A 20,532-nucleotide genomic window follows, 5' to 3' on the forward strand; every position below is an offset into this window, starting at 1 on the left:
CTCCCCGGCGGTGATGCCCATTCAGATGATGTAAGCATTAATCCGGTATGGCGTAATCCGCAATGCGGAAGGTGACCTTGCCCGTCCAGGTGTTATCACGGTAAGAACCAATGGCGAGACTGTCCTGAGTGAAGCCATTGAAGCTCCCGGCCGCAATGGAGGCGCCGAATTTTTCATACTGATTTTTACCCCAGTAGACTTTCGCAACGCCTTCTCTCACCAGCGTATTAATATTGATCATGCCTTCTTCATCGTCAGCGTAGTCATCCAGGCTTTTACCGCCGTTGATGACGTACACGGCGCCCACCTGCGTGCCGCTGCCGTTCACCGCATTCGGATCGCCGATCACCAGGTCTTTTTTACCGTCGCCGTTCAAGTCCACATTACCGAGAATGCTGTTCCCGAACCCTGCCAGCTTGCTGCCAGGCCTGTCGGCGTAAATAGCATAGCCATCATGTACGCTAAATGTTTTGTTGTAGTTCAGTCGGGTGTGCGCCGCATCGAGGAACAGAGACGATGGCAGCTTACTGCCGTCGGCCTTACCTTTAATAATCCAGACCAGCCCGGAACGTTTTTTATCAATACCCATGTCGGCAGGGGCGCTAATCGCAAAAGCGTTAGCGTGAGCATTCAGGAAGTTACCTAATGGCGTAATGGTGCCGTTATTGGGCTTATCCTGCGTATAGGCGCTATGATCGTTACTTCCTTCACCTCCGCCGGACTGACCACCCAGGAAAGCCGCCCCCATACCGTGAATGCGGGTTGCCTGCGTCGAGTTTAGCGAGGCGATGTCGAGATTCCCCTGGTTGAAGCTGCTGCCGTAGACGAGATAGGCCGTGCCGCGTCCATCAGTGCCGCTGTTCTCTGATTTACGGCCTTCATTGACCGATTCCGGGTCGACGATCAGGTAATCACTGAAGCCGTCGCCGTTAATATCCCCGACATCGCTGATCTGCTGCCCAAGGTTGTAGTTAAGGGGTTTATCCGGACCGTTGGTGGCGGTCATCTGCGGACGAATATAGGCGCCGGTCGCGGCAGGGATCTCCCAGTCGCCCAGGTTGTTGCGCTTAATATCAATGTTCTGCCACTGATCGCCTGGCTTTTGAGCGCCGTAGATAATGACGGCGCCGCCGCGTCCGCCCGTGCCTTCGATATCGCCGATAGCAAGATCGACCATCTTGTTAGCCACTGCAGAATTTTTATACTTAATTGGGCCTACCGCGGCGCCAAACCAGCCGCCGGTATTCGCATTGCCTGAAGAATTCACCGTACGGATGCGAATACCCAGGCGAGCGTCGCCGTTGTCGATATCATTGAGGTCAATCTGATTAGAAAGACGCGCGCCGGTACGGTGATGCGGTCCGCCCCAGATAATATAGACCTGATCATGCCAGTGGGAGGCGATGACTAAATCATCATATCCATCGCCGTTAATATCACCTATTTTACGTACCGCGACGCCCATCCATTTTGTCGTCACTGAGCCAGGCTTATTCGCTTTATTGCTGTGGATAATTTTAAGCGCGTTTTGCGGATCGAATTCACCTACGTTATTGACTTGCTGCATGGGTTTCCCACCGGAAGTCCCGAAAATGACGTACGCGATCCCTTTTGCGCCATCCCCCCAGGGAGCCGTAATGACAATATCTTCACCCGCGATATGCGAACCATTGTCCTTATCGGAAAACTTACCGATCGTGGTCATCGTCATACCGAAATAGTCTTTTTGTTTTTCACCCTTAATAGATACAGGGACAGAATAAGGCTCGATATCGCTGGCGATAACCTGTGATGCCGTGATGCCAGTACCTGATAAAGCTGCAACGCAAAGCGCTACACGCGTTTTCGTTTTGAGTTTCATAGTATATATCCTTATACAAATCCATTTTTCATACCCGGCAACTCATTTGTATAGCGCTATGTGCTGCCGGGAAATAAGAGGTTTCTACGCTGTATTAAGTTTTTTCTTTATTTAAACTCGAAATCCAGCGTGGATGTGGCTTCAAATTTTCCCGGTTGTGGAGACTTTTCTCCTTGTTGGACAGGTGTTGCTATAATAGTGACATTCCCCTCCTGCGTTGGTACGGCCGAACTGCTGCCATCAATTTTATTCCCGTTGTGTTCAAGTTTTATCCCTAAATCATTGCGCTCACCTTCATCATTATGGGTCTTGATAAAACCAGAGCCATTAAAATCGGACGCGCGGAACTTAATACTCACCTTGCTTTCATCTTCAGGGTTTTTGCAAGTCACACGAATATCCACGTTTTTTTGCTTACTGGTGGCCTCGGGCTTAAATTCATTCGCGGTAATACTGCCAAACGGAACCTTGATGGTTTGCCCGTCATTAATCATGCATTGTGGTGGAATATCAATTGACAGTTGGAAATTAAGTGTGACAAAAGGTCTGGAGGTGTCATAACTCCCCGTCTGTTTTTTAGCAAAAATGGTCACTAATTCCTGCATAGGAATATCAATGCGGCCTGAAGGAAGCGGTTTAGTTAATTCCAGAGAGACAGTCCCGCTGGAGCCGGTTGCGAACAGAGTATGGTCGTTTTTATCATCACAGTTATTTGTCGCAGGACGTCCATTATCAACACCGGCGGTATTACTCAAATCAACCGGGATATACCGCAATTCATCCTCGCCACCAAGAACGACATTTATACCGATATTAATACCTTTTTCCGCATCCAGAGGATAATAGATAAAGTCTGCGTTACGTTTGCCGCCTCCTGTACCCAGTTTCGCACTGGTAAATCGAAATAAGATACTTTCTGGCACGCTGGAGTCCTGACAGAGGCAGATACCATTAAAATTACCTTTATTATTCCACGTGGATTGGGTTGTGCCGGGTACGTCGTCAGCAGTAAGGTTTTCGATAATATCAAACTTGTGCGCCTGGCCAGATACGGTTGATGTCGGCCAGCAGCTTCCTACAACATCAGCATAAGCTGGCGCGCCCATCAATCCCCCTGCTGCCAGGCATGCGAGTAACGTTAATTTTTTCATTTTTAATTCCTTTATTTATTAACGGATGATTTGCAGGTCTGCGTTAACTGCACAATTCCGCTAATCGTGGGTTCCTGGCCAGAAAGCTGATAGTGAACCTGGCAACGCTGATCGGGTTTCTTACCCCAGCTCACGTCTAACGTCCCTTTTTCTGCCATCCCGGTGAGGAATACGCTGCCTTCATCACCCACAATGCTTGTGGTGGTATTCTGAGAAACAATGGCACCGAACGGAACGGGTTTGCCCTGCGCATCTTTCAGCGTCATCATCAGGCGTTTACCCACCGCCGTGGTGAAACGTGCCCGAACGATAGCCCCCCGGGTGGGAACGACTTTATGGCTGTTACTTTCCAGCTCGACATCGTCAGGTAATGTATCGGGACGCAGCTGGATATTGCTCTCCTGATAAGGTGTCAGGTAAGGCACCACCGCATAGCCCCAGGGGTCGGTGCGCACGCCAGTGTGGTTACGGACGCTGACACCTGCGGCATCCGGCGCTTCAACCAGAGCGACCGTTTCACCCAGCGACTGCGCCAGCGTGACGCCATGAGGATGAACCAGCACGCCCCCGCGCAGGCTGTAATTCAGCCGCTGCGCGTCCCGACTATAGCCATACCCGGCGCCAACCTGCGCATAGCGTCCGTTATAGCTTAGCGAGGCATCGCTGCTGTTTGCCTGGCTCCCTGGGTTGATATTCTGCTGTACGCTCCAGTTCAGGTTATTGTCCTCAAGGGCGCTGCCGCTCAGGGAAACACTGTGGCCTGGCGAGCGTTTTTCCGCCGCAGAGAAGGTGTAACCGGCACGTGTGGAGCGGAGCCATTTGTCCAGAGGGACGCTCACGCTCAGGCTGAACAGATTGTCCTGGTTATAGAGACGCTGGTTATCCTCTTTTGTCACGTTCAGATAGTGGTTGTAATTCAGGCTATAGCTGATCCCGTTCCAGCTGTTGCCATAGCCCAGCGTGGCGGAGGTCGTGCGTTTTTGGCTCGTGTGGTAGTCCTCGCTGACCAGCATGGCGGAGAGATAGCCGAGGTTTTCTCCCAGGTTTTGGTTTAGCGTCAGTTCTGTACGGCTACGGCGTCGATCCAGGCGCGAGGGTTGCGAGTGATAGCTGCTCAGGGTTTCACCGAGCGTGTAGAAATCGGACGTCGAGTAGCGATAGCCCGCAATCGCAACGTTAGTGCCGGTAGACAGCAAATTTTTGTTATAGCGCAGGCGTAGCGACTGTCCCCGGTTTTTCTCTGCCTGTTTAGTGGTGGCCCAGGCCTGGGTAATATCAAATGACAGTGCGCCAAAATCGCCCATGTTTTTACCCATGCCAAAAAGCAGGGACTGATATTGACTGGCAGCCTGCATGCCTCCGTATATCGAGGTTTCCCACGGCAGACCGTAAATCAGGCTCCCTTGTGAAAACAGGGCATTCTCAGCATCGCTGCTGCTGGAACGATAGCTGCCGCTAATGACTTCATATTTGTATTGCCCCTCCCGCTGCATAACCGCTAACGACGCATAAGGCACTAAAGAGACTTGTTCGCTGCCATCCGCCTCTTTCACCACAACTTTCAGCTCGCCGCTGCTGCCGAGGTAAAGATCGTTGATGACAAATTCGCCGGGCGGGACATAGCTTTGATAAATGCTGTAGCCGTTCTGAAAAATAGTGATCTGGGCATTAGTACGAGCAATACCGCGGATCACCGGCGCGTAGCCTCGCAGGCTGCCCGGAAGCATCTGTTCATCCGAGTAAAGCTGAACGCCGCGAAACGGGGTGCTATCAAAGACTTCTGCGGTAGAACTGTTATCCCCGACAATCAGCTGGCTATTCAGGGCGCTGATATCACGCTGCAGATAGGTATATACCGATTCCCAGCGCCCAGCTTGCCCCTGGCTGTTACTCCAGGTCGAGAAATTGCGTAAACGCCAGGGTCCAACGTTCAGTCCCGGACGCAGGCTGAGGTACTGGCTATCGGTTCCCGTCCCGTTGTGCGAGGTCCACGTGGCGCCGCTGTAGTTGTAGCTGAGCATCAGGCCCGGAATACCCTGTTCCCGACGCGCAGGATCGATGTAGCCGTGAGCGTGGCTGTCCAGGGCCGCCTGGGGAATGCTGAGCCTTAACGCCTGCTCGCTGAAGTCAAATTCGCTGCTTGCGAGAGGGATCGCCGACAGATTCGCGCAGCCCTGGGTATCGTCCCGGAGCAACGGGAATGCCGCCGTTTTAACACCAAACGACTGGAGCGTCTCCTCGCTGAGGCACGGTGCGAGGATATTTTTATGCTGCGCGTTCTCTTCGAGTCGAAACGTGATATCGCGCGTGTCGAACATTTTATTGTTAATAAACAGGTCAACACGATAAACGCCGGGTGTCTGGCTCTCTTTGTTCTCAAAGAGAGAAAGATCGACGGCGGTACGCGGCGCGCCACCCGTTTCCAGAAAGGCCGGGTCGAAGTAATCACTGGCGTATAATGCGCTGGGTAATATCCAGGCAAAGCAAAGCGCTGGACGAATGCCCCAAAATATAGTCATGAAAAAATACCCCTGTGAGGTTATTGTTTTAAAATCGTTATTCTATTTTTTGTGTGATTAACTGGCTGTTGCCGCCATAATCATTGATATATTTCCATTGCACGGTGGCATTGTTTTTCAAAGGCGTGTTCCTGAGCGTGAATGTTGTGCTGCTTTTAGGCGCGAGCATGTCAATCTCTGACCATGCTTTGTTATTGATCTTCACCTCCGCAAAGGAAATGTAATAAGACGAGTTGTTGCGTACAATGAGTTCGTTATTTTTAACAGACCATTGCACATTCTTACTAATATCCGTGGGTTCATCCATTAAATTTGACGGACGATAAAATAATTTGATCCGGGTATTTACCGCTATCTGCAGTTTATTAATATCCTCTCTGGAAGAGGAGGGGATCGATTTTACGTTGATCCAGAAAAGCGACTCGCGATCCTGCGGTAAAGGCGCGCCGTTATAGATAATACGTAGCGCGTTGGTCTTACCTGCATCCATGCGAAAAAGCGGTGGCGTCACAATAAACGGGGCTTTGGTGCCCTGTGAATCTTTGCCCTGTACCCAGCTCTGTACCAGGAACGGGCTGGCAGTATTATTTCTGACTGTAATATTGCTCTCTTTCTTGTCCGCATGATATACCACTCGCGTATTGGATAAGGTCACACTGGCGTGTGACATACAAGAGCCAAAGAGCAGAGCCAGCAGCGTCAGATAGCGTTTCCTTAACATAAAACGTCCTTGCGTTCCGGGCTGTTATTCATTGCCCGGAACTGAGTTGAATGATTTATTTATAGATAATGGTGTAATCCGCAACCGCATCTGCCTTACCGGCGGTCACAGCATCCAGGGATGCTTTATAACGGGCTGAATACAGCAGGGTGGCTGCCCCCGTGGTGCCATCACCGGTAATAGGAACAAATTTATTCGGGTTGTCGCCCAGTTTTAACGATGTTCCATCTTCATTCAGGAATTCAATACCCAAACCCGTTGCAGCGTCGCCATCGGTTTTAAGCGCGAGCAGATTATTATCATTAGCATCATAGGCACCGCCAAATCGTGCTCCGGCTGATTTAAGGACGGCGGTATCGCAGTTAGACAGTTCTATCTGGATACGGTGAATACCCGCAACGTCACCTTTTTCTTTAAATGCTGAAGACGAGATGGTACCCATATCGATCGTTGGGTTCCCCCCCTGACCGTTAATATCGACATCACAGGTGCTCGCGGTAATCATACCCGTGAATTCAATGGTCCCTGCGCCTTTACCTGGCGCTGCATGGCTGGAAGGACTGGCAATTGCAGCCAATAAAAATCCCATGGTAATAACGGATTTATTCATTTTTTAAAATATTCCTCAGTGTGTAAAAGGTAGAACAGTATTATTTCGGGTTAGTCACTCGAAAGCGTTGTTGTGGTCACGGGATGTGGATATTCCGCTAATATGAAACATTAAGGTGGATATTCATCATCGCTTACCAGTCCATGTGAAAAACTTCCATCACAAGAAGTCTGAATATTTTTCTGGGTCAGGTTAACAAGCGTTTAAAAAAAATAAAGTGAGAACATCATGATTTGTCTTTGGTTGTTTTAAAATCAATGAGTTATGTTGTTTTTATCAGGGTTTTATCAGCAATTCAGTGTGAGAATTTTACGGCTTATTTACTACTTGCCGTATGTCAGGTTCAGCTCAGATAATAAAACTTTCATAATAATGAAAGAATAATCTCCGGAAGAACACGTTGCCTTCCCGGAAGATGTAAGGGGAATCCTGGCGCTTTTAACATCACATTTACATTGCCGGGCTGGCGTCAAGAAGTGTTATTATTATTCTCTTGCCCGGTGATACGGGCGTTTTCTTTTTTTTGTTGCAAACGTTGCCTCTGCCAGCGCGCAGATGAAGGTTAAGGATAGATTCATGGCTTCTGCTCATCTCGGTTTCCCTACTGAAACCGTTGTTGTCTTTGTGGTGATGGCCGTTGGGGCGATGTTTATCGACCTCTTCATGCACCGTCACGATAAACCTGTTTCGCTGAAAAGTGCGGCCATGTGGTCCGTTTTCTGGTTCTCGATGGCGATGGCCTTCGCCGGTTTTCTGTACATCCACCACGGCGCCGAGATGGCGAGCCTGTTCCTCACCGGTTACGCGCTGGAAGAGGTGCTCTCCATCGATAACCTGTTCGTGATGATGGCGATCTTTGCCTGGTTCGGCGTGCCGGATAAGTACCGTCACCGTGTGCTCTACTGGGGCGTGCTTGGGGCGATTGTCTTCCGCGGTATTTTCGTGGCGATCGGCACCAGCCTGCTGAGCCTGGGGCCGTACGTGGAGGTTATTTTTGCGCTGGTCGTCGGCTGGACGGCGGTGATGATGCTCAAGCGCAATGAAGAGAGTGACGAAGTGGAAGATTACTCGGGTCACCTTGCCTATCGCCTGGTGAAACGCTTCTATCCCGTCTGGCCCAAAATCAGCAGCAACGCGTTTATCCTGACGCAGAAAGAGGTGGATGCGGAGCTTGAAAAGCCGGAAAACCAGGACGTAACGGTTGGCCGCGTGAAGAAGGCGAAGCGCTATGCAACGCCGCTGCTGCTCTGCGTGGCGGTGGTAGAACTCTCTGACGTGATGTTCGCGTTTGACTCCGTACCGGCGATTATTGCGGTAAGCCGCGAGCCGCTGATTATCTACAGCGCCATGATGTTCGCCATTCTCGGCCTGCGTACCCTCTACTTTGTGCTGGAAGCGCTCAAGCAGTATCTGGTGCACCTGGAGAAAGCGGTGGTGCTGCTGCTGTTCTTCGTGGCGTTCAAGCTGGGTCTGAATGCGACCGATCACTTCTGGCACCACGGTTACAGCATTGGCGCGACGGCCAGCCTGTTTGTGGTATTGGGTGTGCTGGCGCTGGGGATTATTGCGAGCGTGATGTTCCCGGGGAAACGTGAGGCCTGATGCACCGCTTTTCTCCCTCTCCCTGTGGGAGAGGGCTGGGGTGAGGGCAACAGACCGCACCTAACCCTTAATCGGTGAATTCCGGCGCTTGCGTGGGTGATGGAAGTGCCGCCAGTGAGGATCCTGCGCCGCGGCCAGCAGTTCGTGGTCGCCGCGGGTGTCGCCCCAGGCTCGCAGATGATAGTCGTTCAGATCGCCATACACCTTCTCCAGCCTCGCCACTTTCTGGGCGCAGCGGCAGTTATTGCCCGTAATGCGTCCCGTCAGCTTGCCGTCCTTCACTTCCAGCTGCGTGCCAATCAGCTTAATGCCGAGCCTGTCCGCCCACGGCTGGAGCACCAGCGCCGGCGACGCAGAGCAGATCGTCACTTCCGCGCCGGAATTCACCTCAGCCGCCACCGCCAGAACCCCTTCGGGGCGCATCAGCTTGTTCCAGTATTTTTCGCAAAAGGCTTCCGCCTGCTGGCGTAGCCAGTGTTCGTCCACGCCTGTCAGGAACGTTTTAATCAGCACTTCCTTCAGCTCATCACGCGTCAGCTTGCGGCGCACGCAGTGGAGCGTGGGCAGCGCCATGCGCACCAGACGACCCGCAAAGTAGCGTTTCCCAAAGGCAAAACGCAGGAAAGGGATAAAGCTGTCGTGGTGCGTGAGCGTCCCGTCAAAGTCAAAGACAGAGAGCACGCTGGATTTCGCCACCGTCTCGTCGGCAATCATATTGGTCATAAATACGTCTTAGCTGAATTACACATTCTGTCGATCAGTTTACCTGCTTTATCTGAACAGTCCTTACATCACCACCCTTTTTTTTCTCAATCTTGCGATCTGAAAGTGAGTCCAATTTTGGCCTCAATAATGATTGGTGAAAAAGTGAGTAGTCTATATTATCGCCACATCGAAAGATATTTCGGGGGAACGTTGGCCTCCACAGGTAAGGAAAAATTCACTCTTAGCTCCTGTTTAGATATGACATTCAGATCGCTTATTTCAATCCTCACGTTAAGTTTTGCTTCGTTTTCCGCACTGAGTTTTCAGTTGCCCGCATCGATGATCTCCGCCGATAGCACATTTGCGGAATCGCCGGTGAAGTCGGCCCTGCTTCACCAGGAGACAGGCCCACTCCGCTCCCGGATACTGGATCAATACCAGAAATGGAAAGGGACTCACTATCAGTGGGGCGGCACCACGCACCGCGGAGTGGATTGCTCCGCGCTTATGCAGCATCTGTTCAGCGATGCGGCGCATCTTTATCTGCCGCGCACGACGAGTGAGCAGATCCATCGCGGTGTACAGGTAGCGCAATACCGTCTGAAGGCGGGAGATTTGGTCTTCTTCCAGACGGGACCGAACCGCAGACACGTTGGCGTGTATATCGGTAACAGCCAGTTTATTCATGCCTCCAGCAGCCAGGGCGTAACGGTCTCAACCCTGACTGATGACTACTGGCAGGATCGTTACATTACCGCCCGTCGTGTCGCGGGCAGCGCCGCCTGACGACATTAAATAATGTCATCCACCACGCCACCATCGACGCGCAATGCCGCGCCCGAGGTGGCGGAGGCCTGCGGCGAACAGACATAAATCACCATATTAGCCACCTCTTCAACGGTGGCGGCGCGCTGGATAACCGAGCTGGGGCGGTTGGTCATGACAAATTTTTTCGCCAGCTGCTCCAGCGATTTACCGGTTTTCTCGATTTCATCTTTCATCATTTCAGCGAAACCGTCGGACATCGTCGGGCCCGGCAGCACGCTGTTCACCGTCACGCCGCTTCCCGCCACGAACTTCGCCAGCCCGCGCGCCAGCGAAAGCTGTGCCGTTTTGGTCACCCCGTAGTGGATCATGTCTGCCGGGATATTGCAGGCTGACTCGGAGGAGATAAATACCACGCGGCCCCAGCCTTTTTTCACCATGCCCGGCAGCAGGGCGCGGGAGAGGCGCACGCCGGACATCACGTTGGTCTGCCAGTAGCGCTCCCAGGTTTCATCGTCGGTGCCATAGAAATCCTGCGGGCCGTAAATCCCGGCGTTGTTCACCAGAATATCGACGTCGCTCGCGACCTTCAGCAGCGACTCAACCCCTTCCGCGGTGCTGAGATCGGCAATGGCGGCACGCACCTGCACGCCAGGCACAACCTGCTGCAGCTGCTGAATACCTTTGTTCACCGAGTCGGTGCTGCGGCCATTAACGATCACTTCCGCGCCGCTTTCTGCCAGGCCTCTGGCAATGGCAAACCCGATCCCGCCGGTTGAGGCGGTGACCAGGGCCACTTTCCCCGCAAAGTCGATTTTCATCATCAGCTCCTTATCGTTTTAACGTTCGGACCTTAAAGCGTAGCAGGTGATGATGACGGCTCCTGGCTAAAAAGGCGCAGCAGGGTTTCGACCTGCTCATCCAGCGGGGCGAGGGTGCGCTTCACGATCAGATGCAGCGGTGTGGCCCGACGAACGCCGTGGCTCAGCGGGAGGAGTTTCAGTACGCCTTGCTCCAGCTGGGGCTGAATGCGTTCCTCTGGCAGCCAGCCGTAGCCGACCTGCGAGACGACCGCCTCTATGGCAGCGTCGATGGTCGAGAACGTCCACGACTCGCCGGCAGCCCGCGCGGCGTTCTGGCTGTCCGCAATCTGGATTAGCGGCCACGGGCGCAGCATCTCATCATTCAGCGGCGCGTCGAGGCTAAAGAGGGGATGCCGGTGATGCGCCACGGCGACAAAGTCAATGTTCATCAGCCATTCGCCGAGCCCGGTAATGTCCTGGCGGCGGGTTAAAACCATCACATCGGCCTCGTTGTTCATGGCATCGGCGCGGGTATTTTCCAGCACCTCCGTGAGGCGGACCTGAGTTTGCGGATACTGCTGCTGGAACTGACGCAGAATGGCGAACAGGCGGCGGCGTGGGAAAATCGAGTCCACCACCAGGTCCAGCCGCGTGCGCATCCCGTTACGAAGGGTCGCCGCGCGCGTCTCGACATACGAAAACGCTTTCAGCAGCGGTTTCACCTGGCCGAGAAGCAGTTCTCCGGCCGGGGTCAACACCGCCCTGCGCCCCTCCGGCGCCAGCAGCGCCACGCCCAGCCGCTCCTGCAGCAGCGACAGGTTATAGCTCACCGAGGACTGACTGCGGTGGGTTTCTACCGCAGCTTTGGCAAAGCTGCCCGCATCCACCACTTTTTCCAGTAAGGCCCACTGTTCCAGCGTCGTCTTGTGCATAATTTATCTAAAATTTGGATGGATTTGATTAAAACATAGCGTTATTCATTCATTTTTTGAAGGCTTAAGATCGTCTCATCAAAACGAAGGAGACATCTTATGAACACATTCGATAAACACGACTTAAGCGGCTTCGTTGGCAAACATCTGGTTTATACCTATGACAACGGCTGGAATTACGAAATTTACGTCAAAAACGAGACTACTCTCGACTACCGTATTCACAGCGGTCTGGTGGCGAACCGTTGGGTTAAAGATCAGCAGGCTTACATCGTGCGGGTAGGGGAGAGCATCTATAAAATCTCCTGGACCGAGCCAACCGGTACGGACGTTAGCCTGATTGTGAACCTGGGCGACAAACTGTTCCACGGCACCATCTTCTTCCCGCGTTGGGTCATGAACAACCCGGAAAAAACCGTCTGCTTCCAGAACGACCATATTCCGCTGATGAACAGCTATCGCGATGCGGGGCCTGCATATCCAACAGAAGTGATTGACGAATTTGCCACCATCACCTTTGTACGCGACTGCGGTGCGAACAACGAAAGCGTGATTGCCTGCGCGGCCAGCGAGTTACCGAAAAACTTTCCCGATAACTTAAAATAAGCGCGACAATTAACTAAAAAGAAAAGTTCCCGGTTATTTCTGCTTTTACAGAAATAACCGGGATTTTTTTTGTTTGTTGATGTTTGGTTTAAAATAACATTTTGTAAAAATTGAGTTTGATCACGAAATAAATAATTCATAATTACATAAGCTATTGTTTATAAATGAATTAATATTGATTTAGTTACATCTTAATTACGCATCTTAATTTTTCCCTAAGAAATGAACGATACCTTGATATGAGTTTATGGTTCGTTGAAATAAACGAAAAAGTAATTGGTTAATATCAAGCGCGTGCCATTCTTATTGCAAGGAAATTAATGATGAGTGATTTTTTGCCTTTTTCCCGCCCGTCGATGGGTAGTGAGGAATTAGCGGCGTTGCAGGAGGTTTTAACCTCCGGCTGGATCACCACAGGGCCTAAAAATCAGGAACTTGAAGCGGCATTTTGTCAGCTGACGGGGAACCAGCACGCGATTGCCGTCTGCTCGGCGACGGCGGGCATGCACGTTACGCTGATGGCGCTGGATATTGGTCCGGGCGATGAGGTCATTACCCCCTCCCAAACCTGGGTCTCCACGCTGAATATGATCGTGCTGCTGGGCGCTACGCCGGTCATGATCGATGTGGACAACGAGACATTGATGGTGACACCGGAAGCGGTTGAAGCCGCCATTACCCCGCGTACCAAAGCGATTATTCCCGTGCATTACGCCGGCGCGCCGTGTGATATCGACGCCATTCATGCCGTCGGTGAGCGTCACGGTATTACGGTGATTGAAGACGCGGCCCATGCCGCCGGAACGTACTACAAGAACCGTCACGTGGGCTGGAAAGGCACGGCGATTTTTTCCTTCCACGCCATCAAAAACATGACCTGCGCGGAAGGTGGTTTAGTCGTCACGGATAACGCCCGGCTTGCCGCGCGGATCCGCAGCCTGAAATTCCACGGCCTGGGCGTGGATGCCTATGACCGCCAGACGCACGGCCGCGCGCCGCAGGCCGAAGTGATCTCCCCGGGCTTTAAGTACAACCTCGCAGATATCAATGCCGCGCTGGCGCTGGTACAGCTGGGCAAGCTGAAAGAGGCCAACCTACGCCGCGAGGCAATCGCGCAACGCTACCTGCGCGAGCTTGCCGATACGCCGTTCCAGCCGCTGAGCATTCCGTCATGGCCACACGTTCACGCCTGGCACCTGTTTATTATTCGCGTTGATGAAGCGCGCTGCGGGATCTCACGCGACAACCTGATGGCGGCGCTGAAGGAGCAAGGCATCGGCACCGGCCTTCATTTCCGCGCGGCGCACACCCAAAAATACTACCGCGAGCGTTTTCCTGATGTATCGCTTCCGAATTCGGAATGGAACAGCGCGCGTATTTGTTCTCTCCCTCTTTTCCCGGACATGACTCATGACGACACAACCCGCGTCATTACCGCGCTCCATCAGCTTGCAGGACATTGATATGTTCAGCGCACCGCCTGTACAAAAAGTTTCTGTGGTCATCCCAGTTTATAACGAGCAGGAGAGCCTGCCCGAGCTGATCCGCCGCACCACGGCAGCCTGCGACACGATGGGCAAAGCCTATGAAATTCTGCTGGTGGACGACGGCAGCAGCGATGATTCCGCGCTGATGCTGACCGAAGCCGCCCAGGCCGAAGGCAGCCATATTGTCGCCGTGCTGCTCAACCGTAACTATGGCCAGCACTCCGCCATTATGGCCGGGTTCAGCCACGTTACGGGCGATCTGATTATCACCCTGGACGCGGATCTGCAAAACCCGCCGGAGGAGATCCCGCGCCTGGTGGCGAAAGCCGATGAAGGCTATGACGTGGTCGGCACGGTGCGTCAGAACCGTCAGGACAGCCTGTTCCGCAAGCTGGCCTCACGCACCATCAATCGTCTTATTCAGCGCACCACCGGTAAAGCAATGGGCGATTACGGCTGCATGCTGCGCGCCTACCGCCGCCATATTGTCGACGCCATGCTGCACTGCCATGAGCGCAGCACCTTTATTCCGATCCTCGCCAACACCTTTGCCCGCAAGGCAACGGAAATTCCGGTCCTGCACGCCGAGCGCGAGCACGGGGAATCGAAGTACAGCTTTATGCGTCTCATCAATCTGATGTACGACCTCGTCACCTGCCTGACTACCACGCCGCTGCGCCTGCTGAGCGTGTTCGGCAGCATCATCGCCCTGGCCGGCTTTACGCTGTCCGTCCTGCTGGTGGTGCTGAGGCTGGTCTTTGGCCCGCAGTGGGCGGCGGAAGGGGTCTTCATGCTTTTTGCCGTGCTGTTTATGTTCATCGGCGCCCAGTTCGTCGGAATGGGCCTGCTCGGTGAATACATAGGCCGTATCTATAACGATGTTCGCGCACGTCCGCGCTACTTTATTCAACGTGTTGTCCGTCAGGAACACAAAGCATCTCAAGAGGAAAACCACCCATGAAAGCCGTTGTATTTGCCTATCACGATATGGGGTGCGCGGGCACGCTGGCCCTGCTGGAAGCGTGCTATGACATTGCTGCAATCTTTACCCATCCGGACGCGGCGGGAGAGAATCACTTCTTCGGCTCCGTGGCGCGTATCGCCGCCGAGCGCGGTATTCCGGTTTATGCCCCGGACGACGTCAACCACCCGCTGTGGGTGGATCGCATCCGCGCGCTCGCACCTGATGTCATCTTCTCGTTCTACTATCGCAACCTGATCTGCGACGAGATCTTAGGTTTAGCCGCCAAAGGGGCCTTTAACCTTCACGGCTCTCTGCTGCCCGCCTACCGTGGCCGCGCGCCGCTGAACTGGGTGCTGGTCAACGGCGAAACGGAAACGGGCGTGACGCTGCACCGCATGGTGCGCCGCGCGGATGCCGGGGCCATCGTCGCCCAGCAGCGCGTGTCAATCGACGCGGATGAAACCGCGCTTGAGCTGCATCATAAACTCTGCACCGCGGCGCAAAGCCTGCTGCGTGACGCGCTGCCAGCCATCCTCAACGGCACCTTCAGCGAGACCGAGCAGGACGAAAGCAAGGCCAGCTGCTTTGGCCGCCGCGCGCCGGAAGATGGTCGCCTGGACTGGAATAAACCCGCCCGCCAGCTGCACAACCTGGTGCGCGCCGTGACCGACCCGTGGCCGGGCGCGTACAGCTTTGCGGGCGTAAGCAAATTTATCGTCTGGAAATCCCGCGTGCGTGACGATATCCCGGCCGCTAAGCCAGGAACCGTCGTCTCCGTCTCCCCGCTGATTGTGAGCTGCGGCGAGCAGGCGCTGGAGATCGTCACCGGGCAGACCGACAACGGCCTGTACGTTCAGGGCACGCAGCTGGCGCAGTCTCTGGGTCTGGTGGCCGGGGCGCTGATCACCAGCGCGCCGGTGGTTGCCATCAAGCGCCGCACGCGCGTGCTGATCCTCGGCGTGAACGGCTTTATCGGGAACCACCTGACCGAACGTCTGCTCAAAGACGATAACTACGAGATTTACGGTCTGGATATCGGCTCTGACGCCATCAGCCGTTTCCTCAACAACCCGCGCTTCCACTTTGTGGAAGGGGATATCAGCATTCACTCCGAGTGGATCGAATATCACATTAAAAAATGCGACGTGGTGCTGCCGCTGGTCGCTATCGCCACGCCAATCGAGTACACCCGTAACCCGCTGCGCGTGTTCGAGCTGGACTTCGAAGAGAACCTGAAGATCATCCGCGACTGCGTGAAATACGACAAGCGCATCATCTTCCCGTCCACCTCTGAAGTGTACGGCATGTGTACCGACAAAAACTTCGATGAGGATGCCTCCAGCCTGGTGGTCGGGCCAATCAACAAGCAGCGCTGGATCTACTCTGTCTCCAAGCAGCTACTGGACCGCGTAATTTGGGCCTACGGCGAGAAAGAGGGTCTGCGCTTTACCCTGTTCCGTCCGTTTAACTGGATGGGCCCGCGTCTGGATAACCTGAACGCGGCGCGAATCGGCAGCTCCCGCGCGATCACTCAGCTGATCCTGAACCTGGTCGAAGGCTCGCCTATCAAGCTGATTGAAGGTGGGAGTCAGAAACGCTGCTTTACGGACATCAGCGACGGTATCGAAGCCCTGTTCCGCATCATTGAGAACAAAGATAACCGCTGCAACGGTGAGATCATTAACATCGGTAACCCGGAAAACGAGGCGAGCATTCGCGAGCTGGCAGAGATGCTGCTGGCCAGCTTTGAGCGCCACCCACTGCGCGATCGCTTCCCGCCGTTTGCCGGTTTCCGCGAAGTGGAAAGCAGCAGCTACTACGGTAAGGGCTACCAGGACGTCGAGCACCGTAAGCCAAGCATCCGCAACGCGAAGCGCTGCCTGAACTGGACGCCGACGGTGAAGATGGAGCAGACCATTGATGAAACGCTCGACTTCTTCCTGCGCACCGTGGAGCTGTCGGAACAGGCCTCATGAAAAAAGTCGGTTTACGCATTGATGTCGACACCTTCAGGGGAACGCGTGACGGCGTGCCCAGACTGCTGGAACTGCTGAGCAGGCACGGCGTGCGTGCCAGCATTTTCTTCAGCGTGGGGCCTGACAACATGGGACGCCATTTATGGCGTCTGGTTAAACCGGCATTTCTGTTCAAAATGCTGCGCTCGCGCGCGGCATCGCTCTACGGCTGGGATATTTTGCTGGCCGGCACCGCCTGGCCCGGCAGACGCATCGGCGCGGGTAATGAAGCGGTTATCCGCGCGGCGGCGCAGCAACACGAGGTCGGCCTGCATGCCTGGGATCATCACGCCTGGCAGGCGTGGGCGGGCGTCTGGGATATCCCGCGCCTGTCCCGTGAGGTCGAGCGTGGAATGCTGGAGCTTGAGGCCATCATCGGTCAGCCCGTGCGCTGTTCCGCCGTGGCGGGATGGCGTGCCGACCAGCGGGTGGTCAAAGCCAAAGAGCATTTCGCGTTTCGCTACAATAGCGACTGTCGTGGAACCGGGCCGTTTTTGCCGCTGTTGGGCGAAAATCGCTACGGTACGGTGCAAATTCCGGTCACGCTTCCTACGTGGGATGAGGTGGTGGGGCGCGAGGTCAAAGCGGAAGAATTTAATCGCTATATTCTGGACCGCATCCATCGAGACGCCGGTACGCCGGTGTATACCATCCATGCCGAAGTGGAAGGGATTGCGTATCAGCATGATTTCGATGCGCTGCTGACGATGGCCGCTCAGGAGGGCATTGAATTCTGTCCGATGAGCGAGCTGCTGCCGGACGACCTCAGCACCCTGCCCGTGGGTAAAGTCGTCCGTAATGAACTGGCTGGCCGGGAAGGCTGGCTTGGCTATCAACAAACCGTGAGTCCGGTCCCATGAAAACAGCCCGTTATGGCGTAGCGCTTTTCGCACTGTTTATCGTTTATTACTTCATTCCGGTCGATATTCGCCTGCTGTGGCAGCCTGATGAAACGCGCTATGCGGAAATCAGCCGCGAAATGCTGGCATCGGGTGACTGGGTTGTCCCGCATTTCCTCGGGCTGCGCTACTTTGAAAAGCCGATTGCCGGCTACTGGATCAACACTATCGGACAATGGCTGTTCGGGCACACGAACTTTGCCGTACGCGCCGGGTCGATCTTCTCCACCGGGCTCGCGGCGCTGTTGGTGATCTGGATGGCCTGGCGTCTCTGGCGGGATAAGCGTACGGCCATTTTCTCCGGCCTGATCTTCCTGACCCTGTTCCTGGTGTATGGTATAGGCACCTATGCGGTGCTGGACCCCATCGTCACCCTGTGGCTGGTGGCGGCGATGTGCAGCTTCTGGCTCGCCTCACAGGCGCGCACCGTGGCCGGAAAAGCGGGCGGCTATGTGCTGCTTGGGCTGGCCTGCGGGATGGGGGTGATGACCAAAGGCTTCCTGGCGCTGGCGGTACCGGTGATCGGCGTGCTGCCGTGGGTGATTGCCCAAAAGCGCTGGAAAGAGGTGCTGATTTTTGGCTGGCTCGCGGTCCTGAGCTGCGTGCTGATTGTTCTGCCGTGGGGGCTGGCCATTGCGCACCGCGAGCCTGATTTCTGGCGCTACTTCTTCTGGGTTGAGCATATTCAGCGTTTTGCCCAGAGCGACGCGCAGCATAAAGCTCCGTTCTGGTATTACCTGCCGTTCCTGCTCGCGGGCAGCCTGCCGTGGCTGGCGCTGCTGCCAGGCGCGCTGCGTCTTGGCTGGAATGACAGACAAAACGTGGGCGGCGGGTTCTACCTGCTGGGGTGGGTGGTGATGCCGCTGCTGTTTTTCAGCATCGCTAAAGGCAAGCTGCCGACCTATATCCTGCCCTGTTTTGCCCCGCTGGCTATCCTGATGGCGCGCTATGCCTGCCTCGCGGCGGAAAAAGGGGCCAGAGCGTTGCGCATTAACGGCGGCATTAACCTGGCGTTTGGCGCTATCGGCGTGGTGGCGGCGCTGGCGGTCTCGCCGTGGGGGCTGGCTAAGCATCCGGTCTGGACATCGGTCGAACTGTATAAAGTCTTCTGCGCGGTGGTGGCGTTCCTCATCTGGGGCGCGGTAGGCTGGTTTACGCTGCGGCAGAGCCAGCGGCGCTGGTGGCTGGCGGCGCTGTGTCCTGCGGGGCTGGCGCTGCTGATTGGTTTTGCCATCCCTAACCTGGTGGTGGATTCCAAACAGCCGCAGTCGCTGGTAGACACCGTACGCGAGCCGCTTCAGGGCAGCCGCTTTGTGCTGACCAATAACGTGGGCGTGGCCGCGGGCCTGGCGTGGGAGCTGAAGCGCAGTGACATTACGCTGTTTGCTCAGAGCGGCGAACTGCGCTACGGGCTGGATTATCCCGATGCGAAAGATCGCTTTGTCAGTGAAGACGACTTCGCGCAGTGGCTGGCAACGCATCGTAAGCAGGGAAGCGTGTCGCTGGTGATGCTGATGTCTAAACGTGACGATATTGCAGAGGCGAATTTACCGCAGCCGGACAATCTCTATATCCAGGGGCGTCTGGCCCTGCTGGAGTATCTGCCGAAGTGATGACCTGGACCTGGCTCATACTGGCAAGCCTGCTGAGCTGCGCGGGACAGCTGTGCCAGAAACAGGCTACCCGTCCGGCGAAAGGCGGACGGCGTGGCGCGCACATCATGCGGTGGCTTGGCCTGGCGATGCTGGCGCTGGGCTGCGGAATGCTGGTCTGGCTGGTGGTGCTGCAGCGCCTGCCAGTCGGCGTAGCTTACCCTATGCTGAGCCTCAATTTTGTCTGGGTGACGCTGGCGGCGAAGGTCTTCTGGCGCGAGCACGTTGCTGTGCACCACTGGCTGGGGGTCGGGTTCATTATCATGGGGATTATCGTGCTGGGAGGAAGCCTGTGAAAGGCGCGTTCTGGGCGTTATGCAGCGTACTGTTAGTCAGCGCCGCACAGCTGTTGCTGCGCGATGCCATGCAGGCTCTGCCGCCGGTCAGCGATTTTCTGACGTTTATCTCCGCGCTGTGGCACGTTTCGTCCGGCACGGGCGCGCTGCTGCTGGGGTTAACGGGATACGTTGCCTCCATGGGCTGCTGGTATCTGGCGCTGCATCGCATGGCGCTCAGCAAAGCGTATGCCTTGCTGAGCCTCAGCTATATCCTGGTGTGGGGCGCGGCAATCCTGCTGCCCGGCTGGGGGGAGCACTTCTCCTGGCATGGGCTGCTGGGCGTCGCGTTGATTATGCTGGGTGTACTGGTGATTTTCCTGCCCCGACGTGAATAATCGACTCGGTGGTCAGGGTGTAAGGGGTCGAGGTACAGACGGCAAGGCTCAGAGAACCGAGCTGCAGCTGGCTGACCGAGTGCGACTGCGCCGTGCTGTCGATGCTGACAATCTGCCAGGCGCTGCCGCCGCGCTGTTTCACAATCGCTTCTTTGCGCGTCCAGATACGCCAGAAGGCAGAAAGCTGTTCCTCGGGCGCTTCACGCTCCAGCTCGTCATGCTCTGTCAGGCTGAAAACGGCGTTGGCCAGCGCCTGCCAGTTCTTGCGGGGGCGAATCACTTCGATATCGCAGCCCACTTCGCCTTCATCGCTCATCAGCAGGGCGATATCATCACCGCTATGGCTCAGGTTGAACCACAGCGGGTCCCCCTTCGCAAAAGCCGGCTTCCCCTGCTCGCCGTAAATGATGTCGGGGAGCGGGTGAGGGGATAATGTTCTGGCGAGCAGCGTCCGGCCAGCCAGCCAGGAGGCCTGTCGTGCACCCTGAGGTGCCTTATCTGCAAGCGTTGACGCCAGCGGGTCCGCGCAAAGGGTGGAAATTTTTCCCAGTACAAACCGGTACATAG

19 protein-coding genes are annotated in these 20,532 nt (G+C 55.1%); 10 read left to right on the top strand and 9 right to left on the bottom strand.

Going from position 1 to position 20,532, the window contains the following annotated elements; genetic code table 11:
- Positions 1-37: 37 nt before the first annotated feature.
- The 5 genes from APT89_RS00240 to APT89_RS00260 all read right to left on the bottom strand — a co-directional run bounded on the left by APT89_RS00240 (position 38) and on the right by APT89_RS00260 (position 6,862).
- On the bottom strand, positions 38-1,861 hold the full coding sequence (locus APT89_RS00240; protein ID WP_041911866.1) for an integrin alpha: 1,824 nt from the start codon (positions 1,859-1,861) through the stop codon (positions 38-40).
- A 107-nt stretch (positions 1,862-1,968) separates the two neighbouring features.
- Entirely contained in the window at positions 1,969-3,012 is a 1,044-nt protein-coding gene (locus APT89_RS00245) for a fimbrial protein (protein WP_041911867.1), read from the bottom strand.
- 11 nt (positions 3,013-3,023) lie between these two features.
- Entirely contained in the window at positions 3,024-5,531 is a 2,508-nt protein-coding gene (locus tag APT89_RS00250; protein ID WP_041911868.1) for a fimbria/pilus outer membrane usher protein, read from the bottom strand.
- A gap of 37 nt (positions 5,532-5,568) precedes the next feature.
- Complete coding sequence (locus APT89_RS00255; protein ID WP_060571564.1) at positions 5,569-6,252, bottom strand: fimbrial biogenesis chaperone; 684 nt, start codon at positions 6,250-6,252, stop codon at positions 5,569-5,571.
- A gap of 55 nt (positions 6,253-6,307) precedes the next feature.
- Positions 6,308-6,862 (bottom strand): fimbrial protein, encoded by a 555-nt coding sequence (locus APT89_RS00260; RefSeq protein WP_041911870.1) that lies wholly within the window; start codon positions 6,860-6,862, stop codon positions 6,308-6,310.
- Between the two features lie 576 nt (positions 6,863-7,438).
- Here APT89_RS00260 and APT89_RS00265 point away from each other — a divergent pair.
- Entirely contained in the window at positions 7,439-8,464 is a 1,026-nt protein-coding gene (locus APT89_RS00265; RefSeq protein ID WP_028014727.1) for a TerC/Alx family metal homeostasis membrane protein, read from the top strand.
- 60 nt (positions 8,465-8,524) lie between these two features.
- Here the strand turns inward: APT89_RS00265 and APT89_RS00270 are convergent, their stop codons facing one another.
- Positions 8,525-9,187 (bottom strand): HAD family hydrolase, encoded by a 663-nt coding sequence (locus APT89_RS00270; protein ID WP_028014726.1) that lies wholly within the window; start codon positions 9,185-9,187, stop codon positions 8,525-8,527.
- 240 nt (positions 9,188-9,427) lie between these two features.
- On the opposite strand from APT89_RS00270, the gene APT89_RS00275 reads away from it, so the two are divergent.
- Positions 9,428-9,955 (top strand): NlpC/P60 family protein, encoded by a 528-nt coding sequence (locus APT89_RS00275; RefSeq protein WP_028014725.1) that lies wholly within the window; start codon positions 9,428-9,430, stop codon positions 9,953-9,955.
- A 5-nt stretch (positions 9,956-9,960) separates the two neighbouring features.
- On the opposite strand, the gene APT89_RS00280 is transcribed toward APT89_RS00275, so the two are convergent.
- Together APT89_RS00280 and APT89_RS00285 are read right to left on the bottom strand one after the other, a co-directional pair.
- Positions 9,961-10,755: an SDR family NAD(P)-dependent oxidoreductase gene (locus APT89_RS00280; protein ID WP_060571565.1), complete on the bottom strand. Its 795-nt coding sequence runs from the start codon at positions 10,753-10,755 to the stop codon at positions 9,961-9,963.
- Between the two features lie 32 nt (positions 10,756-10,787).
- The gene (locus APT89_RS00285) at positions 10,788-11,669 is read right to left on the bottom strand and encodes a LysR family transcriptional regulator (protein WP_060571566.1); all 882 of its coding nucleotides are present in this window, start codon (positions 11,667-11,669) and stop codon (positions 10,788-10,790) included.
- Between the two features lie 99 nt (positions 11,670-11,768).
- Here APT89_RS00285 and APT89_RS00290 point away from each other — a divergent pair, with 99 nt between their 5' ends.
- From APT89_RS00290 to arnF, 8 genes are all read left to right on the top strand, one after another.
- Entirely contained in the window at positions 11,769-12,275 is a 507-nt protein-coding gene (locus APT89_RS00290) for a phenolic acid decarboxylase (protein ID WP_028014722.1), read from the top strand.
- 323 nt (positions 12,276-12,598) lie between these two features.
- Positions 12,599-13,738 (top strand): UDP-4-amino-4-deoxy-L-arabinose aminotransferase, encoded by a 1,140-nt coding sequence (arnB, locus tag APT89_RS00295; protein ID WP_045259393.1) that lies wholly within the window; start codon positions 12,599-12,601, stop codon positions 13,736-13,738.
- Position 13,739: 1 nt separating this feature from the next.
- Positions 13,740-14,723 (top strand): undecaprenyl-phosphate 4-deoxy-4-formamido-L-arabinose transferase, encoded by a 984-nt coding sequence (gene arnC / locus APT89_RS00300; RefSeq protein WP_045631456.1) that lies wholly within the window; start codon positions 13,740-13,742, stop codon positions 14,721-14,723.
- On the top strand, positions 14,720-16,702 hold the full coding sequence (arnA, locus tag APT89_RS00305) for a bifunctional UDP-4-amino-4-deoxy-L-arabinose formyltransferase/UDP-glucuronic acid oxidase ArnA (protein ID WP_060571567.1): 1,983 nt from the start codon (positions 14,720-14,722) through the stop codon (positions 16,700-16,702). The genes arnC and arnA overlap by 4 nt, the downstream gene beginning before the upstream one ends.
- On the top strand, positions 16,699-17,601 hold the full coding sequence (arnD, locus tag APT89_RS00310; RefSeq protein ID WP_060571568.1) for a 4-deoxy-4-formamido-L-arabinose-phosphoundecaprenol deformylase: 903 nt from the start codon (positions 16,699-16,701) through the stop codon (positions 17,599-17,601). Before arnA ends, arnD begins: the two co-directional genes overlap by 4 nt.
- Positions 17,598-19,253 (top strand): lipid IV(A) 4-amino-4-deoxy-L-arabinosyltransferase, encoded by a 1,656-nt coding sequence (gene arnT, locus APT89_RS00315; RefSeq protein WP_060571569.1) that lies wholly within the window; start codon positions 17,598-17,600, stop codon positions 19,251-19,253. Before arnD ends, arnT begins: the two co-directional genes overlap by 4 nt.
- Positions 19,253-19,588 carry a 4-amino-4-deoxy-L-arabinose-phosphoundecaprenol flippase subunit ArnE gene (gene arnE, locus APT89_RS00320; RefSeq protein ID WP_041911880.1) on the top strand — a complete coding sequence of 112 codons (336 nt, stop codon included), beginning with the start codon at positions 19,253-19,255 and terminating at the stop codon, positions 19,586-19,588. The genes arnT and arnE overlap by 1 nt, the downstream gene beginning before the upstream one ends.
- Positions 19,585-19,965, top strand: a complete 381-nt coding sequence (gene arnF / locus APT89_RS00325) for a 4-amino-4-deoxy-L-arabinose-phosphoundecaprenol flippase subunit ArnF (protein WP_028014715.1) — start codon at positions 19,585-19,587, stop codon at positions 19,963-19,965. Before arnE ends, arnF begins: the two co-directional genes overlap by 4 nt.
- Here arnF and acpT read toward each other — a convergent pair.
- On the bottom strand, positions 19,922-20,530 hold the full coding sequence (gene acpT, locus APT89_RS00330) for a 4'-phosphopantetheinyl transferase AcpT (protein WP_028014714.1): 609 nt from the start codon (positions 20,528-20,530) through the stop codon (positions 19,922-19,924). The genes arnF and acpT overlap by 44 nt on opposite strands.
- Positions 20,531-20,532: the final 2 nt, after the last annotated feature.

Source organism: Enterobacter sp. 50588862 (assembly GCF_001462935.1).
GTDB classification, from domain to species: Bacteria; Pseudomonadota; Gammaproteobacteria; order Enterobacterales; family Enterobacteriaceae; genus Enterobacter; species Enterobacter bugandensis.